The sequence below is a fragment of the Geomonas agri genome, from assembly GCF_020179605.1.
Taxonomy (GTDB): Bacteria; Desulfobacterota; Desulfuromonadia; order Geobacterales; family Geobacteraceae; genus Geomonas; species Geomonas agri.
On the sequence record NZ_JAINZO010000005.1, the window covers coordinates 12,871 to 30,250 of the forward strand.

Here is a 17,380-nt window from a genome sequence, read left to right on the forward strand (position 1 = left end):
CCCCGTACGCGGGGAGGGGGACTGCCACAGTTAATCAGGTGTGCCGATGAAATTTTTTACCGGCAGGGTCGTCAAAAGAGCGATCCTGCTTTTTTCATGCTTGCTGTTACTCCTAGCCTCGGTCAGCTTCGCCAAGGATTACGATCAGCTCTTCACCGACGCCAACGACGCAATGGCACAGGGGGATCTTCCCGCCGCCATCGCCCTGCTCAAGAAGGTTGAGTTCGAAAAGGGTGACGAAAGCGGCGCCTTCGTCAGGAGCAGGATGCAGATCGCGAGGCTGCAATTCGCCCTAAAGGACATGGAGCAGGCAAGCTCCGCAGCGAAGGAAGTCCTGGCGGTCTACCCTGACAACAGTGAGGCGCTCAACTTCCTCGCCTCGGTCAAGCAGGAGCAAACGCCGCGCTACAAGGTTTTCGTCCAAGACTGCCTCCGCTTCCTGCCGCAGTTGCTGAAAGGGGCGGTGATGACCATCACTCTGGTGGTCTGCATCATCCTGATTTCGCCCCTTGGTGGCCTGCTCATCGCGCTCGGGCGCATCAGTACTTTCAAGCCGGTGTCGGCGATCTGTTGGTTCTTCATCTGGCTCTTCCGCGGCACTCCGCTACTGCTGCAGCTCTTCTTCATCTACTACGGACTCCCGTCCCTGGGAATCACCTTCAAACCCTTCACCGCCGCCATCCTTGGCCTTGGCCTGAACTACTCGGCCTACCTGGGCGAGATCATCCGCGGCGGCATTCAGAGCATCGAGCACGGTCAGATGGAGGCAGCCAAGGCCATCGGCATGAGCTATTGGCAGGCGATGCGCCGGGTCATCATCCCGCAGACCTACAAGCGGCTCATGCCCCCTATCGGCAACGAGTTCATCGCCCTCATCAAGGACACCGCGCTCGTTTCCACCATCGCCATGGTAGAGCTCATGCGCTCCGCCGACCAGATGTTCAACGCCTATTTCAACGTGACCGCGCTGATCCTGGCGGCGCTCATCTACCTGCTGTTCACCACCATCTTCACCTTCGTCTTCGAAAAGATCGAGGTTCGGGCCGGCATCTATGAAAACCGCTAACCAACCGTTGTTAAGCCTCAAGGGGATCACCAAGCACTTCGGATCGCTCACCGCCGTGAACGGCGTCGACCTCGACGTCTGCCCCGGCGAAATCGTGGTCATCATCGGGCCGTCCGGTTCCGGCAAGTCGACCCTGCTGCGCTCGATCAACTTCCTCGAGGAGATCGAGGAGGGGACCATCATCTTCGAAGGGAACGAGATCGGCTACGTGACCAATAAGCACGGGCGCCGGCACCTGGATGTCCCGCACAAGATCTGCGCGCTGCGCTCCGAGATCGGCATGGTGTTCCAACACTTCAACCTGTTCCCGCACATGACGGTGCTGGGCAACGTGATGGAAGGGCCGCTTACCGTGCAAAAGAAGAGCCCGGAGGAGGCACGCGAGATCGCCCTGGACATGCTGGCGAAGGTCGGCCTCTCCGACAAGCGTGACGTCTATCCCGCCACCCTTTCCGGCGGCCAAAAACAGCGCGTCGCCATCGCGCGGGCGCTCGCCATGCGCCCCAAGCTGATGCTCTTCGACGAGCCCACCTCCGCGCTGGACCCGGAACTGATCGGCGAGGTGTTCGACACCATTCGCGATCTCGGGAAGGAGGGGATGACCATGATTATCGTCACCCACCAGATGGGTTTCGCCAAGGAGATGGCGGACCGGGTCATCTTCATGGAGAAGGGCTCCTTCGTGGCCCAAGGGACCCCGGAAGACTTCTTCGCCAACCAGATGGAGCATGACCGCATCAAGTCATTCCTGAACCGCATTCTCTAGCACCAGCGGCGGCAGCTACCCTGCCGCCGTTTTCGTTACCCCACTCTTTCCTCGCACAACTCCACTCTTTCTTCCCGCTGAGGGCTTGCCGCCTGTTCGACAACATCCCTCCCCATGCTACAATGTATCCGTTGTTTTCTTGACGTTTATTAATGCCAAGCTCCGGCCGTTCACATGGGAATCGATCCGGTCCCCGAATAACGAGCTGGGAAGGGGAGAGGCATGATCAGAGCGGAAGAGGTCATCGGAACCATTCGGGCCACACTCGAGCGGGAACCGCGGGTGAACCTGCACGGCCATCCCATTGAACTGCAATTTGCCGATGGTGTGGTCACCGTCCAAGGTGAGGTCGGATGGATTGGCGCCAAGAAACTTGCCCTTGAGATCGCCGCCAAGCCGCAGCCGGTCACCGGCATCGTGGACAGGTTGCGTGTCGAGCCATCCGAGCAGATGGAGGATGGCGCCATCCGCGACCATGTTTGCAACGGACTCGCCAGCGAACCGGCCTTCATGCAGTACGCCGTTCAGGCCATCGTCAAGCAGGACCTGGAAGAGGTGCGGGGCACGGCGCAACGTGGGCTGGATCGGGTCATCGAGGTCGAGGTGAACGAAGGCATTGTAATCTTGAACGGCAGGGCGGAGAGCATCTCGCATAAGCGGTTGGCCGGAGTGTTGGCCTGGTGGGTGCCGGGGAGCCGGGATGTGGTCAACGGGATCGAGGTGTGGTCCAACGCCGAGGAGAATGATGACGAACTGGTGGACCTGATCAGGATTGTTTTGGAGAAGGACCCGCTGGTGAACGCGGCGCAGGTTTCGATCCACAGCAAGGACGGCGTGGTGATCCTGGATGGGGCGGTGCCGATGCTGAACAACAAACACGCCGCCGAGTCCGACGCTTGGTACGTGCTGGGGGTAAATGAGGTGGTCAACAACCTCGTGGTGACCGGGTGAAGGGAGGTGGCGGGCGCTACACGTCCAGTACCACCGTCGCCCGCCACCCCTGCGCCACCCGTTCGACCTTGTAGCGCAGCATGGTCACCGCCTTCACGTCGGTCCTCATCTCGTGTCGGGTCGGGGCAATCTCTTCTCCTAAGAGCGTCGCCCGCACGGTCAGTCCGCCGTCACTAGGCGAGATCTCAATTTCGCCGGGGAGCAGGATCAGCCTCCGTGCATCTTTGTAGAAGAGCAGTTCGTTGAGAAAGTCGAAGAGAAGCATCTCCTCGTTTTCCTGTTCCAGCTTCACCTCCAGCGTTTGGGCCGGGCGCACCTCCGCCAGGTTCTCCACCATCACCTCCATGGTGGCGCGTGCCGCTTCCCCGAACAGTTCTTCCAAGGTTGGGGCCCAAGCGTCGAAGGCGACGTCGGCATGGGCGATATCGCTGCGGTACTCAAACGGCATGATGCCTCCTCACCCCTTGATGTTGCCGATCGGCACCAGGCGTGCCACCCGCTTGCTCAGCCCGGCCAGTTCGGTCGCCTCCACCACCTCGTCGATGTTCTTGTAGGCCGCCCCTGCCTCCTCGGCGAGTCCTCCGAAGGAGTCGGTGCGCACGTAGATGCCGCGCTGTTCCATGTCGCGTTGCAGCTTGTCTCCGCGGAAATTCTTCTTCGCCTCGTGGCGGCTCATGGTCCTGCCGCTGCCGTGCGCGGTAGTGAACCAGGCGTCGCCTCCCGTGGACATGCCGGCCAACAGGTAAGAACCGGTCTCCATGCTCCCCCCGATGATCACTGGCTGCCCGGTCTTCTGGTAACACTCGGGCAGCCCCGGCATCCCGGGCCCGAAGGCGCGTGTGGAACCCTTGCGGTGCACCAGCAACTCTTTGCGGCTGCTGTTGACCAGGTGCCTTTCCAGCTTTGCGGTATTGTGGGCGACGTCGTAGACCATGCGCATGCCGAGTTCGTCGGGCGAGGCGTGGAACAGGTCGGAGAAGACCTCCCGGATCCGGTGCAGGATGACCTGGCGGTTGGCGAAGGCCATGTTGACGGCGCATTTCATGGCACTGAAATAGGCCTGCCCCTCGGGAGAGTGGAAGGGGGCACAGGCGAGTTCCCGGTCCACGATCTTGATGCCGTACTTGCGCTCCATGACCGAGAGGAAGAGTTTGAGGTAGTCAGTGGCAACCTGGTGCCCGAAGCCACGGCTGCCACAGTGGAACATGATCACCACCTGGTTCGGCACGGTGGTTAATCCGAAGGCGTCGGCGAGGTCCTGATCTATGATGTTCTGGGGCTGCACCACCTGGACCTCGCAATAGTGGTTGCCGCTTCCCAGCGTCCCCAACTGGTTGTAGCCGCGCTCCACCGCTTTCTGGCTGATGTCCGAGGCGTTGGCCCCTGGGAAGCAGCCTCCCTCCTCGGTCATGTCCAGGTCGTTCTGGGTGGCGAAGCCGTTTTTAAGGCACCAGCGTGAGCCCTGTTGCACCACGGAACGGAAATCGTCACTTTTCATCTTGATAAAGCCTTGGCAGCCGACGCCGGTCGGGATGCGGGCGAAGAGCCGGTCGATCAGCTGGTGCAGCTTGGGCTGGACCTGCTCGGCTGTGAGGTTGGTGAGCACGAGCCGCATGCCGCAATTGATGTCGAAGCCGATGCCGCCGGGGGAGATCACCCCCGAGCCGGGATCCATGGCGGCAACTCCCCCGATCGGAAAGCCGTAGCCCCAGTGCCCGTCTGGCATGCAGTAGGCGTAGCGCTGGATGCCGGGGAGTGTGGCAACGTTACTCACCTGCTCGAACACCCCGGCGTCCATCTCGTGGATCAACTTCTCGCTGGCAACGATCCTTGCCGGAACCAACATCCCTTCCTTGTGGCTCACTGGCAGTTCCCATATCGTTTCGCTGATCCGCTTCAGCTCAGCTGGCACGTTCATAGGACCTCCGTTTGCGTCAGATGGCAATGCCCCCGGAGATGTTACCATAACTGAAGTTGCTTAGGGGGAGGGGCCGGGGCTTCAGGAAGGTGTGAGATGGGGGGGCGGAGCGAGTGCTTTACGGTTTCGCGTAGCGTCCTCCTGTTTCACCCAGTGCTCGGACCGGTCAAAGCCGAGGATGCACCCGGTCGACAGCAGGTGGTCCAGGAAGTAGTCGTTGATCACGTCATAGGTAAAGTCGTCATAGCAGACCAGCACGCCCATCGTTGTCTCCTCCGTATGCAGCCGTGAGCTTTACAGATGCAATACCTATCGGTATCTTATGGCGTACCTTAAGAAAGTTTTGGCCACTGCGTCTTACAAACTCAATTGTTGGCGGCTCAAGTAGTTGACAAGGGTACGGGGTCCCCTGTATGCTCCATGGGTGCTAAGGTGCGCAACAACTACGCTGAAGAGGTACTTAAATGGATAACGATCACAAAGAAGAGATGGAAACTGAAGAGGAGAGCTTTGCCGATCTGTTCGAGCGGAGCCAGAAGGACGCCGGCCGGCTTGAGCCGGGTGCCAAGGTCGAGGCGACCGTGCTGCAGATCGCCAAGGACTGGGTCTTTCTGGATACCGGCCGCAAGGGCGAAGGGGTCCTCGACATCAAGGAACTCCTTGACGCCGATGGCAACGTAAGCGTCAAGGTAGGTGACAAGGTCACCGCCTGGTTCGTCTCTTCGCGCAACAACGAGATGCGTTTCACCACCAAGCTCGGCGCCGGGAGCAGCCACTCCGCCGGCAACGCGCAACTCGAAGAAGCTTACGCCGCGGGCATTCCGGTCCAGGGCGTGGTCGAAAAGGAAGTGAAGGGTGGTTTCGAGGTGAAGGTCGCCGGTTCCCGCGCCTTCTGCCCGTTCTCCCAGATCGCCCTGAGAAGGGTGGAGGACACCGCTGCCCTGGTAGGCAAGCAGATGTCCTTCAAGGTCACCGAGTATTCCGAGAAAGGTCGCAATATCGTTCTTTCCCACCGGGCCCTGCTCGAGGAGGAGTTGCAGCAGCAGAAGGATGCGCTTAAGGAGACCCTGAAAGTCGGTGACCGCGTGAAAGGTACCGTAACCTCTCTGCGCGACTTCGGCGCTTTCGTCTCCATCGGCGCCGTCGAAGGGCTCCTGCCGGTATCCGAGGTCGCCTGGGCTCGCGTGAACCATGTCAGTGAAGTCCTCTCCGTCGGCCAGGAAGTAGAGGTAGTAGTGAAGGGGATCGACTGGGAGAAGAACCGCATCTCCTTCTCCTTGAAAGACACCCTCGCCGATCCCTGGGAAGAGGCGGCGAGCGCTTTCCCCGAAGGCTCCTACCAGAACGGCAAGGTGGCAAGGCTTACACCGTTTGGCGCGTTTGTGACCCTGGCCAGCGGCGTCGACGGCCTGATCCATATCTCCAAGCTGGGCGCTGGCAAGCGGATCCAGCACCCGAAAGAGGTTCTCTCCGAAGGGCAGGAGGTCGAGGTGAAGGTCGAGGCGGTGGATCGCGAGGCGAAGAAAATCTCGCTCGCACTCGCTTCGGTCAGCCGCGCCGCGGAGGAGCAGGCCCAGAGCATGGACGCCTACAAGAAGACCGTGGATGAGGCTCCCAAAGGTATGGGTACCCTGGGCGACCTGCTCAAGGCCAAACTGAAGGGGTAGCCGTTGGAGGATCTTTTCCCCGATCCAGCCCAACTGCTGAAGCTGGCCCGCACCCGGATGCCCTACGGCAAGTATTCCGGGTCACTGCTGGTGGACCTGCCCGAACCGTACCTGGTCTGGATGCGGCAGAAGGGGGTTCCCGATGGGGAACTGGGAGCCATGCTGGAGTCCATGTACGAAATAAAGGCCAACGGCCTGGAGTACCTGTTCGATCCGCTACTGCACCGCTGATCGGCAGCCTCCTCCAAAACAAAAAGCCCCTCTTGCCGTAAGGTAAGGGGGGCTTTGCTTTTCACGCTGGGCCGGATCAGCGGCTCCACTCCACCCGGACCATGCGCTGATCATGGCTCCACTTGTAGTGCAACTCGCCTCGCTGCGACTTATAGATCTCTCGCCCGATTTTTTGGGCCAGCTTGTCCTCGGTGGTCGTGACGATGATGCCGCCATTATCCTCCTTGATCTCCATGATCCGCCCCAGCGGGTTTTTCTCCCTGTGCTTCACCTCCTGTTGTCTCACTGTGTTCAGGATCTCTTCCCTATGTTGGGAAAGATATGGCCCAGAGAGCGTCACAACGCCGGCAGGATCTTCACCTACTATGCGCTGGCAGGCCGGGCAGAGAACGTCGCCGCTAGACGAGGCAGACGAGCCGCTCTCGATCTGCCAACGCTTGTTGCGGTAGACGATGCCGCACCCCTTGCAGACTGTTCCCTCTGGCAGCCCGTGTTTAGGCAGGTAAGGTTCGAGGCTGCGGATGGTCCTTTGTCCTTTCTCTTCCATTGTTATTCTGGATCCGCGTGGCATGGCTACCTCCATTGTTTTGGGCTAGCAAAATTAGCACCGGCTAAGTATAACACTCGCGTTCAGCAGGGGAAGCAGTCCGGGGAGGAAAGACTTGCTGAGCGGACCTAAGATCGCAGAGGGGATGGGCGTCGTCATTGCGGGGACCGGCATAAGGGAGGGACGCTGGAAGGTTAGGGCAGAACAAGAGCAGGTGTGGAAAAGGTCTCAAGCGAGGGAGGGCGTTGTAACGAGAGGAAGGCACCACAAAGGGGCCTGCCCTCGGCGGCACGGTAGAGCATCAACCGGCGCACTCCCCCCAGCGAGCCAAAACGGAAAAGGCCCGGTGCTTTCGCATCGGGCCTTCCTAAAATGTAACTGGCGCTTAAATCTTGAGATCCTTTACCCCTATCCGCCGGTGGAAGCTTTTTCCTCGCGGCGTAGTGGCATGCTCCGGCGGGACCATGTCACCCGTGTCTCGCGGTTTCTTCCCCTTTTTGAAGCGGTTTGCACGCGCATGACGGATGAGATTATTATAGGCCAATCGGCTTGATCTCCTTAAGCGCCAGCTACGAGCTCCAGAGTGCCGTAAAGGTTTATGTGAGACCACGCTCTTTTGTAAAGCATCTCCCCGGAAAACGCTTCAGGCTATTCCTCATACTTTGGGGAATTGCACACCACGTCTGAAACCTGGGAAGTTTTAAGTGTGGAATAATCAGGGTACCTCACGCCACCTTTACCTGTACCCCAGAGCTGTTTTCAAAGAACAACTCTTTGCTACGATTTAAGTGTACGCCTGCCCCTTTTAAGAGTCAACAGGTTGATTGATCGACACTTTAGACTGTTTTGTTAGTGAGGATGAATGTTTTGTGCAGGCCACTGCTACTCTGCCGACAGATTGAAACTAGGGCATCTGGTCCGCCGGAGCGCTTGTCGCAGTTTAAGGGCATGGTAGCATTGAGATTTTCGGAGGAGCCATGACCAGCGATGCGAAAATGGAACTTGCAGCGAGGAAGGAGCGCATGCTGAGCCAGCACCTTATGGCGCGCGGTATTGTGGACCCGGCGGTGCTGAGAGCTATGGCAGAGGTGCCGCGCGAAGCCTTCCTCCCGCCCGGCATGGAGTACCTCGCCTACGAGGACGGACCGCTCCCGATCCAGGACGGGCAGACCATCTCGCAGCCCTACATCGTGGCGTACATGATAGAGGCGCTGAAACTGCAGGGGGGTGAGAAGGTCCTGGAGATCGGCACCGGTTCTGGCTACGCGGCTGCAGTGTTGAGCCTTTGTGCGGGGGAGGTCTTCACCGTGGAGCGTATCCCGTCCCTGGCGCACCTGGCCGGGCAGCGCCTGCGCGAACTCGGCTACGGCAACGTGACGGTTCATCTCGGCGACGGCACGCTGGGGTGGCGGGAGCATGCCCCTTACGACGCCATCGTGGTTACCGCCGGTGCCCCCGACGTGCCGAAAGAGCTCGAAGAGCAGCTGGCGCCGGGCGGGCGGCTGGTGATCCCGGTGGGACCGACGCAGCATCTGCAGGACCTGGTGCGGGTGCACCGAGACCGCAGCGGTGGGCTGCACCAAGAAACCCTCTGCGCGGTCCGTTTCGTGCCGCTGATCGGCGCGCAGGGGTGGGATGACTAGGAGAGCGCCAAAGTCTCGGCGGCCGGGACGTCGTTCAGTGTCTGAAGGAACGACTCCTCGCTCACCGCGCCGCAGCGGGTGGCGAGCCGCAGCAGTTGCTCCGGCAACGGCGCCGGGATATCGACCTCTTCGCCGGTAGCCGGGTGCACTAGCGTGGTCCGGAAGGAGTGCAGCGCGTGGCCGGTGAAGCCGGAAAGCTTCCTGCCGCCGTAGCGCTTGTCGCCCAGGATAGGGTGCCCGATCAACTTGAAGTGCTGCCTGATCTGGTGCATGCGCCCGGTGAGCGGGTACACCGCCAAGAGTGACACGCCGCCCCCCTGGAAGAGCCTCAGGTAACTGGTCTGGGACTCCTTGCCTTCCAGCGCCGCGTCAATGGTTCCCTGCTTCTGCAGTTTCCCCTCCACCATGGCGAGGTACAGCTTGCCGAGCCCTTCCTCCTGCACCATCTTGCCGAACATCCCCGCGGCGACCGAGCTTTTGGCCAGGATGATGGCCCCCGAGGTTCCCTTGTCGAGCCGATTCACCGGACGCAGCCTGCCGACGCCGTCGCGCTTTTTCAAAAGCGTCTCCGCCAGGTCGACCAGCGTGATCTCTTCGGGATCTTCGGTGCGGTGTACAGCAAGGCCGGCCGGCTTGTTGAAGCAGATGATCCAGCTGTCCTCGAACAGGATGTCAAGGTCCGGGGTGAGCCGGGCCAGGAATGCCGCCGTCTTGCTGCTTTCCTTGAGGGTGACCTGGTCGGCGTAGTGCAGAATGTCCGCGGGTTCGGCCGGAGCGCCGTTCACCTTGAGGTGCCCTGAGTTGATCAGCTTTTTGATGTAGGAGAACTGCGCGCTGGGAAGGAGGTTGCGCATGAAACTATCCACGCGCCGCAGGTGGTCTTGGGCCGTTATCTCGTAGGTTAACATGGGTCGGAGTATACCTTCATGAGGAGGAAGGCGCAAGGGAATCCGGCCCAAGCTGCCAATCCCCTCACCCCTGCCCCTCTCCCGGCGGGCGAGGGGATGGATAAAGAAAAGGGCGCACCCTGGTGGGGGTGCGCCCTTTGTTGCAGCTAGCGGACGGGGTCCGTTATTTTTTCACGTTGTAGAAAACTTCGGCGCCCCTGAACAGGGCGACTTCGTCCAGCTCGTCCTCGATCCTGAGCAGCTGGTTGTACTTGGCGACGCGGTCGGTGCGGCAGAGCGAACCGGTTTTGATCTGGCCCGCGTTGACGGCGACGGCGAGGTCGGCCAAGGTGACGTCCTCGGTCTCACCGGAACGGTGCGAGATAACGCAGGTGTAGCCGGCGCGCTTGGCCATCTCGATGGCGTCGAGGGTCTCGGTCAGGGTACCGATCTGGTTCAGCTTGATCAGGATGGAGTTGGCGATCCCTTTCTTGATCCCTTCCTTGAGGATGGAGGGGTTGGTCACGAAGAGGTCGTCGCCCACGATCTGGATGCGCTTGCCGAGGCGGTCGGTGAGTTTCTTCCAGCCGTCCCAGTCGTTCTCGGCCATGCCGTCCTCGATGGAGATGATCGGGTACTTGTTGACCAGGTTCTCGTAGAAGTCGACCATCTGGTCGGCGGTCTTCTTGGACTCGGCCTCGTTCTCCAGGGTGTAAACCCCGTTCTCGAAGAGTTCGGAAGAAGCGACGTCGAGCGCCAGGAGCACTTCCTCGCCCGGCTTGTAGCCCGCCTTCACGATGGCCTCCATGATTACCTCGAGGGCCTCCTCGTTGGACTTGAGGTTCGGTGCGAAGCCACCCTCGTCGCCGACGGCGGTGTTGTATCCCTTGGCCTTGAGGACGGACTTCAGCGCGTGGAAGATCTCGGCGCCCATCCTGAGGGCCTCCTTGAAGCTCTTGGCGCCGGCCGGCATGATCATGAATTCCTGGATGTCGACGTTGTTGTCGGCGTGGGCGCCGCCGTTGATGATGTTCATCATGGGCAGCGGCAGTTCCTTGGCGTTGGAGCCGCCGATGTACTGGTACAGCGGCAGGCCTACCTCGTCGGCAGCGGCCTTGGCCACGGCGAGGGAGACGCCGAGGATGGCGTTGGCGCCCAGGCGGCTCTTGAACTCGGTGCCGTCAAGCTCCAGCATCTTCTTGTCGATGCCGACCTGGTCGGTTGCGTCCATGCCGGTGATCTCGTCCGCGATGATGTCGTTGACGTTGGCGACGGCTTTTTCTACGCCCTTGCCGAGGTAGCGTCCCTTGTCGCCGTCACGCAGTTCCAGCGCTTCGCGCTCGCCGGTGGAGGCGCCGGAGGGAACCGCGGCTCTACCCATAGCACCGGAATCCAGGAACACTTCGACCTCAAGTGTCGGATTCCCCCTGGAATCAAGGATTTCCCTGGCGTAAACGTCGGTTATCTGGCTCATCTCTACCCCCCTGGAATGAAATTTAATTGTGAACGGGCGGCCCCGCCCGTCTTAATGGAGCCTTCGTTATATAACATATCTGCCCTCAAAGGGAAGCAGGTTTTGTAAATTTTTGCTAACATGGCGAAGCGACAGCGGTTCCCAAGACATTTGGTTTAGATTGACAGTGCTGGAATAAACGGGATATATTGTCCCCTTGCTGCTATTCTTGCAGTCTCTGTCCTTACGACACGGGAACCATTGAAGATAATGCCCACCGAAAGCGGCGACAAACAGACAATTCAGAAGAGTTCGCTGATCCGGCTCTACGACAGCTGGATGGGAGCGGTTGCCCAAGGTCTCACCTGTGACAGGAATGAGAAGCGCAGTCGCTTCATCATGCTGTTCCTCACCGCCTTATTCCTCACCCTGCTCATCATTCCGAGTCCGCAGTTCCTGTCGGTGCAGTACCGCGAAGGCGATATCGCCACCTCCGATATTCGTGCCACCCAGGACTATCTCATCGAGGACCTGCTACTGACCGAGAAGAAAAGGGCGGAGGCAGAGGGTGCCGCGCCGTTCGTCTATACTCTCGCCGCCAACGGCAATATTGAACTCGTGCGTCGCTTCGATGACGCGCTGGATGTCGTGGACGACCCCTCCATGCACGGGGAGGCCAGGCGCAAGGCAGTAGTCGCCGTGCTCGGCGTCGATATCTCGACCCAGGAACTCGCGGCACTCTCCCACGTCAAGCAGCAGCGGGCTTTCCTCTCCGACCTGGGGCGGCAGTTGGCCCCCCTGTACCGGCAGCGCATCGTTGCCGACCGCGGCCACTTCGCCGCCGACCTGCGCCACGGCATCGTGGTGGTGGATGACGCTACCCGGCAGGACGTCGCCGGAGGAGACTACAGTGCGAGCATCGATCTCCCTGCGGCGCGCCGCATCTTCTCCCAGGCAACCCTGACCCAGGGGGCAGCGTCCCACGACCTGGAGCTGCTCAAGGGCGTGGCGCTGCGCATGATGGCTCCCAACCTCTCCTTCGACCGTAACGGCACCGATGCCAAGAAGAGTGAAGCGCGCACCGCAGTGCGCCCGGTGCTTTTCAAGATGAAGCGCGGTGAAATGATCGTCCGGGTCGGGGAGCGGGTTACCTCCGAGCAGGCGATGAAGCTGGAGAAGATTTTCAAGGCCAGGACCAGCACCCCCGTTCTTACCGGTCTGGGGATCTTCGGCCTCATCCTGGTGCTCTGCTACGCGCCGTACCGCTTTGGCCGCAAGAACATCAGGAAGTTCAACCCGACCAACAAGGACATCCTGCTGCTGTCGCTGCTGACGGTGGCCAACTTCGCCGTGCTGAAGCTGGTCTCGGCGGTCTCCACCGCCTTGGGGGGACTTTTCCCCTCCATCGACACGGCGAGTTACTTCTACCTGTTCCCGTTTGCGGCCTCCGCCATCATCGTCAGGATCATCCTGAACTCCGAGGTGGCCCTGGTCTACTGCGCCATCACCGCCCCGCTTACCGGGATCATGCTGAATAACTCGCTCCAGGTGGTGGTCTACGCCCTGCTGGGCGGCATCGTGGGCGCCCACGGCGTGCGCCAGTGCAAGGAGCGCGGCACCATCTACAGCGCCGGGTTCAAGGTGAGCGCGGTAAACATGGCGCTGGCGGTCTGCTTCCACGTCTATAACGACAGTCCGCTCTCGCTGCAGCCGCTGTACTGCATCATCTTCGCCTTCCTGGGTGGCCTGATCAACGCGGTCTACGTCTCGGGCACCATCCCGCTCATCGAGGCGCTGTTCCAGTACACCACCGACGTCAAGCTCCTGGAACTCGCCAACCTCAACTCGCCGCTATTGCGCGAGCTGATGATCCGCGCCCCCGGCACCTACCACCACAGTGTGCTGGTGGGCAACATGGTGGAGGCGGGCGCCGAGGCGATCAACGCCAACCCGCTTCTGGCCCGCGTCGCAGCCTACTACCACGACGTCGGCAAGCTGAAGAAGCCGCAGTACTTTATCGAGAACATCCGTGACGGCGAGAACCGCCACGACAAGCTCTCTCCCAGCATGAGCGCCCTCATCCTCATCTCGCACATGAAGGACGGGGTCGAGCTTGCCAAGGAACACCGCATCGGGCAGCCGATCATCGAGATTATCCGGCAGTCCCACGGCACCTCGCTGATCAACTACTTCTACCTGAAGGCGAAGGGGCTGGAGACGCCGGGCTCACCACCGGTGGACGAGCGCGACTTCCGCTACCCGGGACCCAAGCCGCAGACCAGGGAGGCCGGGCTCGTGCTCCTGGCCGACTGCGTGGAGGCCGCCTCGCGCACCCTCGCCGACCCGACCCCGGCCAGGATCCAGGGGCTGGTGCAGAAGATCATCAACAACATCTTCATCGACGGTCAGCTGGACGAGTGCGAGCTGACCCTGAAGAACTTGCACGAGATAGCCAAGAGCTTCAACCAGATACTCGCGGGGATCTATCACCAGCGCATCGATTACCCCGAACCTGCCTACAAGGAGAAGACGATTGCCAAGAAGCCAGAGGATATCGATAGCGAACCGCCAAAGGCGGATGCCGGTCGCGAAGACGCAGCTGCGAAAGGTGGCGCAGAGGATCTTAGACGCCTTGGGATGTCCTGAGGCGGAACTCTCCGTCAGCATCGTGGGGGACCGGTCCATCCGGGTCCTGAACCGGGAGTACCTGGGGCGGGACAAGGCCACCAACGTGATCTCCTTCGCCATGCAGGAAGGGGAGTTCGGCGCCATCAATCCCGACGTTCTGGGCGACGTGGTCATCTCCGTCGACACCGCGGCGCGCGAGGCCGAGGAAGCCGGGCAGACCTTCCTGGAGCGCCTCTACTTCCTGCTTTTGCACGGCATCCTGCACATCACCGGCTACGACCATGAAAGAAGCGGCGAGGCCGAGGCCGCCCGCATGGAGGCCAAGGAGCGTGAGATCTTCTCCCTGCTGGTCGAGGAAGGGCTTGTCTAGCCGGGGCAGGGGCCTGCCGGCCGAAGCCTCAGCGAAGGCCGGAGGCTCGATATGAAGCCGACCCGCTTCATCGACTCCGTGAACTGCGCCATCGAGGGGATCCTCCACACCACGCGCACGCAGAAGCACATGCGCTACCACTTCCTGGCGGCTCTGGTCGTGCTGTTCGCCGCGCTCTTGTTGCGGGTCTCTTCGATCGAGTTCATGCTGCTGGCCCTAGCCATCAGCTTCGTGCTGTTCGCCGAGTTGCTCAATACCGCCATCGAGGTGGTGGTGGACATGATCTCGCCGGAGTACCACCCCATGGCCAAGATCGCCAAGGACGTGGCGGCGGGCGCAGTGCTGGTAGCCGCTATCGGCACCGCCATCATGGGGTACCTGGTGCTCTCCAAGTACGTGCTCCCCTGGCAGCGGCTGGGGCTGCAGATGGTGGGTACCGAGTCGGAATTGGGCATGGTGGTGTCGGCGGTCCTGGTGCTGATCGTGGTGGTGATCCTCAAGGCATGCTCAGGGACCGGGACGCCGCTGGAAGGAGGCGGCGCCAGCGGCCACTCGGCGGTCGCCTTCTCCATCGCCACCTCGGTAACGCTGCATACCCAGGACCCGCTCATCGCCCTTTTCTGTTTCATCCTGGCGGTGATGGTGAGCCATTCGCGCCTCTTGCTCAGGATCCACCGTCCGCGGGAGGTGGTCGTGGGTGCGGTCGTGGGGGTGGGGATTACCTTCGCGGTGCACCTGCTGTTCCGCGCTTTTTGGCAGGGCGGGCTGTGACAGACACTGCTTCAACATTAAGGAGACACATCCTTGGAAGAGGGTAACGGACGCAAGGGCCAGGGAATCATGGAATCCTTGACCCGGCTCTTGTACGGCAAAAAGAAGGTCACCGAGGCGGAGATCCAGGAGATCATGGACGCCGGCGAGGAGGAAGGGCTCATCAACCAGGAGGAGAACGCGATGATCCGTTCCATCCTGACCCTTGGCGACTCCATGGTGCGCGAGATCATGTTGCCGCGCATGGAGATGGCGTGCGTCTCCATCGAACTCGAGGTGCGCGAGGTGCTCAAGTCGATCATCGCGTCGGGGCACTCCCGGCTCCCGGTGTACGAGGGGACCATCGACAACATCATCGGGCTTATCTACGCCAAGGACCTGCTCAGGTACTGGGGCGAACCCGACGACGCCATCGAACTGAGGAAGCTGATCCGTCCCCCTTTCTTCATCCCGGAGACCAAGAACCTGGAGGAGTTGCTGCACGACTTCAAGAAGCGGCGGGTGCACATGGCGGTGGTCATCGACGAGTACGGCGGCACTGCCGGCCTGGTGACCATCGAAGACCTGCTCGAGGAGATCGTGGGGGACATCCAGGACGAGTACGACCTGGAAACGGAGCGTCTCTCGGTGCAGGGGGACGGCTCCATCGTGGCCGACGGCAGGCTCCCCATCGAGGAAGTGGAAGAGCAGTTCGACGTCGAGATCGAGAAGGACAATTTCGAGACGGTGGGGGGACTCCTGTTCCACCTGACTGGGCGCATTCCCGCCGCGGGCGACGTCATCGAAAGCGACTCGCTGGTGCTTACCGTGCTGGAGGCGGACGAGAGGCGCATTGCCCAGGTGCACATCGCGAAAAAACAGGAACCGGTCGGGGAGTCTGAGGAATCGTGACCGCGCGGACGGCCATGGCAGGTGAGGCGGCCGCGGGGCGCTACCTGCTGGCGCTGCTCTCGGGCGTTTTGCTGGCACTCTCCTTCCCGCTGCCGGGAGTCTCGGCCCTGGCGTGGATCGCCTTCGTGCCGCTGTTTTTGGCGGCCGACCGGGTCTCCCCCCGGATGGGTTTCCGGCTCGGCTTCACCGCCGGTTGCGTCGCCTACGCCGGCATTCTGTACTGGCTCAATGTCGTCATGATGAACTACGGGAAGCTGCACTGGACCGTGAGCGTGACGCTCTACCTCACCCTGGTCGGCTACCTGGCGCTCTATCCCGCGACGGTGCTCTGGCTGGTGCGCCGCTGCGAGGGGAGCCGGATTCCGCTACTCTGCTCCTTCCCGCTGTTGTGGGTGACCGGCGAAGCGATCCGCTCCTACGTGATGACCGGATTTCCCTGGGCGAGCCTTGGCTATTCGCAGTACCGTACTCTGCCGCTTATTCAGATCAGCGACCTCACCGGTGTCTATGGGGTGAGCTTTCTGATTGCCCTAGCCAACGTGGTCTTCTACCGGATCTGGGTCTCGATGCGCTACCGCAAGCCCTACCCGGTGCGCGCCCTGTTGCTCCTGGTGCTGCTCATGGCGGCGACCATGGTCTACGGCGTCTCCGCCCTGACCCGCAGCGACCGGGGGGAGCCGCGCAGGGTGCTGCTGGTGCAAGGGAACATTCCCCAGGACCAAAAGTGGGATCCCGCTTTCCAGGATGCGACGCTGAAGACTTACGAGCGTCTGACCCGGGAAGGGTGCAAGGAACCGGGGACCCTGGTGGTCTGGCCGGAGAGCGCGTTGCCGTTTTTCCTGCAGCGCGAGCCGGCCTACGCGGCCCGGGTCAGTGCACTGGCCGTCGAGTTGAAGAGCCCCCTCGTGGTGGGTAGTCCCGCCTACGAACAGCAGGAGGGGAGGGTGCGCTACCTGAACAGCGCGTTCCTCTTCTCGGAGCAGGGGACGATCGTTGGGAGAAGCGACAAGCTGCACTTGGTCCCCTTTGGCGAGTACGTGCCGCTGGCGCCGCTGCTTCCGTTCGTGAACAAGCTGGTGACGGGCATCGGCGATTTCTCCCCCGGTAAAGAGGCCGTGGTGCTGCCCGCTTCCACCGGAAAACTCGGCGTGCTGGTCTGCTTCGAGGGGATCTTCCCGGAAGTGGCCAACGCCTATGTGGCACGGGGAGCCCAGGTGCTGGTGAACATCACCAACGACGCTTGGTTCGGGCGCAGCTCCGCCCCCTACCAGCACCTCTCCATGACCGTGTTCCGGGCCGTGGAGAACCGGGTCCCCTTGGTGCGGGCGGCCAACACCGGGATCTCCGCGGTGATCGACAGCAAGGGACACATCCGGGGCATGACCCCGCTGTTCCAGGAGGCGACCTTGAGCGGCGAGGTGAGGCCTGGCACCGGGCGCACCTTCTACAACCGCTTCGGCGACCTCTTCGCCTTGATCTGCATCTCCGGCAGCATTGGCATGGGCATCGCCTGCTACCGCGGGCGCCGTATCTGATTTTTTACTACCAACGATGATCGCCGTTACAGGCGATGCGACCATAAAGGAGTTTT

At 61.3% G+C, this 17,380-nt stretch carries 17 protein-coding genes; 11 read left to right on the plus strand and 6 right to left on the minus strand.

Annotation, left to right across the window (positions count from 1 at the left end):
- Window positions 1–46: 46 nt before the first annotated feature.
- From K7R21_RS20270 to K7R21_RS20280, 3 genes are all read left to right on the plus strand, one after another.
- Entirely contained in the window at window positions 47–1,066 is a 1,020-nt protein-coding gene (locus K7R21_RS20270; protein WP_224985113.1) for an ABC transporter permease subunit, read from the plus strand.
- Window positions 1,053–1,832, plus strand: a complete 780-nt coding sequence (locus K7R21_RS20275; protein WP_318248357.1) for an amino acid ABC transporter ATP-binding protein — start codon at window positions 1,053–1,055, stop codon at window positions 1,830–1,832. The genes K7R21_RS20270 and K7R21_RS20275 overlap by 14 nt, the downstream gene beginning before the upstream one ends.
- Before the next feature lie 222 nt (window positions 1,833–2,054).
- A complete protein-coding gene (locus K7R21_RS20280; protein ID WP_224985114.1) occupies window positions 2,055–2,783 on the plus strand; it encodes a BON domain-containing protein in 729 nt (242 codons plus the stop codon).
- Window positions 2,784–2,799: 16 nt separating this feature from the next.
- On the opposite strand, the gene K7R21_RS20285 is transcribed toward K7R21_RS20280, so the two are convergent.
- The 3 genes from K7R21_RS20285 to K7R21_RS20295 form a co-directional block, all read right to left on the minus strand.
- Window positions 2,800–3,231, minus strand: a complete 432-nt coding sequence (locus K7R21_RS20285) for an archease (protein WP_224985115.1) — start codon at window positions 3,229–3,231, stop codon at window positions 2,800–2,802.
- Between the two features lie 9 nt (window positions 3,232–3,240).
- Window positions 3,241–4,701: an RtcB family protein gene (locus K7R21_RS20290; RefSeq protein WP_224985116.1), complete on the minus strand. Its 1,461-nt coding sequence runs from the start codon at window positions 4,699–4,701 to the stop codon at window positions 3,241–3,243.
- 81 nt (window positions 4,702–4,782) lie between these two features.
- A complete protein-coding gene (locus K7R21_RS20295) occupies window positions 4,783–4,965 on the minus strand; it encodes a GSU3473 family protein (RefSeq protein ID WP_224985117.1) in 183 nt (60 codons plus the stop codon).
- A 200-nt stretch (window positions 4,966–5,165) separates the two neighbouring features.
- On the opposite strand from K7R21_RS20295, the gene rpsA reads away from it, so the two are divergent.
- Window positions 5,166–6,368 carry a 30S ribosomal protein S1 gene (rpsA, locus tag K7R21_RS20300; protein ID WP_224985118.1) on the plus strand — a complete coding sequence of 401 codons (1,203 nt, stop codon included), beginning with the start codon at window positions 5,166–5,168 and terminating at the stop codon, window positions 6,366–6,368.
- Window positions 6,369–6,371: 3 nt separating this feature from the next.
- On the plus strand, window positions 6,372–6,599 hold the full coding sequence (locus K7R21_RS20305) for a DUF3820 family protein (protein WP_224985119.1): 228 nt from the start codon (window positions 6,372–6,374) through the stop codon (window positions 6,597–6,599).
- A gap of 76 nt (window positions 6,600–6,675) precedes the next feature.
- Here the strand turns inward: K7R21_RS20305 and K7R21_RS20310 are convergent, their stop codons facing one another.
- Entirely contained in the window at window positions 6,676–7,170 is a 495-nt protein-coding gene (locus K7R21_RS20310) for a BCAM0308 family protein (RefSeq protein ID WP_224985120.1), read from the minus strand.
- Window positions 7,171–8,141: 971 nt separating this feature from the next.
- Between K7R21_RS20310 and K7R21_RS20315 the strand changes: the two genes are divergently transcribed.
- Complete coding sequence (locus K7R21_RS20315) at window positions 8,142–8,789, plus strand: protein-L-isoaspartate(D-aspartate) O-methyltransferase (RefSeq protein WP_449727790.1); 648 nt, start codon at window positions 8,142–8,144, stop codon at window positions 8,787–8,789.
- Here the strand turns inward: K7R21_RS20315 and K7R21_RS20320 are convergent.
- The gene (locus tag K7R21_RS20320; RefSeq protein ID WP_224985122.1) at window positions 8,786–9,697 is read right to left on the minus strand and encodes an RluA family pseudouridine synthase; all 912 of its coding nucleotides are present in this window, start codon (window positions 9,695–9,697) and stop codon (window positions 8,786–8,788) included. The genes K7R21_RS20315 and K7R21_RS20320 overlap by 4 nt on opposite strands.
- Before the next feature lie 163 nt (window positions 9,698–9,860).
- On the minus strand, window positions 9,861–11,150 hold the full coding sequence (gene eno / locus K7R21_RS20325; protein ID WP_224985123.1) for a phosphopyruvate hydratase: 1,290 nt from the start codon (window positions 11,148–11,150) through the stop codon (window positions 9,861–9,863).
- A 249-nt stretch (window positions 11,151–11,399) separates the two neighbouring features.
- On the opposite strand from eno, the gene K7R21_RS20330 reads away from it, so the two are divergent.
- Genes K7R21_RS20330 through lnt form a run of 5 tightly spaced genes read left to right on the plus strand, consistent with a single transcriptional unit; the run spans window position 11,400 to window position 17,324 of the window.
- Window positions 11,400–13,775: an HD family phosphohydrolase gene (locus tag K7R21_RS20330; protein ID WP_224985142.1), complete on the plus strand. Its 2,376-nt coding sequence runs from the start codon at window positions 11,400–11,402 to the stop codon at window positions 13,773–13,775.
- Window positions 13,708–14,127, plus strand: a complete 420-nt coding sequence (ybeY, locus tag K7R21_RS20335; RefSeq protein ID WP_224985124.1) for an rRNA maturation RNase YbeY — start codon at window positions 13,708–13,710, stop codon at window positions 14,125–14,127. Before K7R21_RS20330 ends, ybeY begins: the two co-directional genes overlap by 68 nt.
- A 51-nt stretch (window positions 14,128–14,178) precedes the next feature.
- Window positions 14,179–14,898, plus strand: coding sequence for a diacylglycerol kinase (locus K7R21_RS20340; RefSeq protein WP_224985125.1), 720 nt, complete (start codon window positions 14,179–14,181; stop codon window positions 14,896–14,898).
- A gap of 33 nt (window positions 14,899–14,931) precedes the next feature.
- Window positions 14,932–15,789, plus strand: coding sequence for a hemolysin family protein (locus K7R21_RS20345; RefSeq protein ID WP_224985126.1), 858 nt, complete (start codon window positions 14,932–14,934; stop codon window positions 15,787–15,789).
- Window positions 15,790–15,803: 14 nt separating this feature from the next.
- Window positions 15,804–17,324, plus strand: coding sequence for an apolipoprotein N-acyltransferase (gene lnt / locus K7R21_RS20350; protein WP_224985143.1), 1,521 nt, complete (start codon window positions 15,804–15,806; stop codon window positions 17,322–17,324).
- Window positions 17,325–17,380 lie beyond the last annotated feature (56 nt).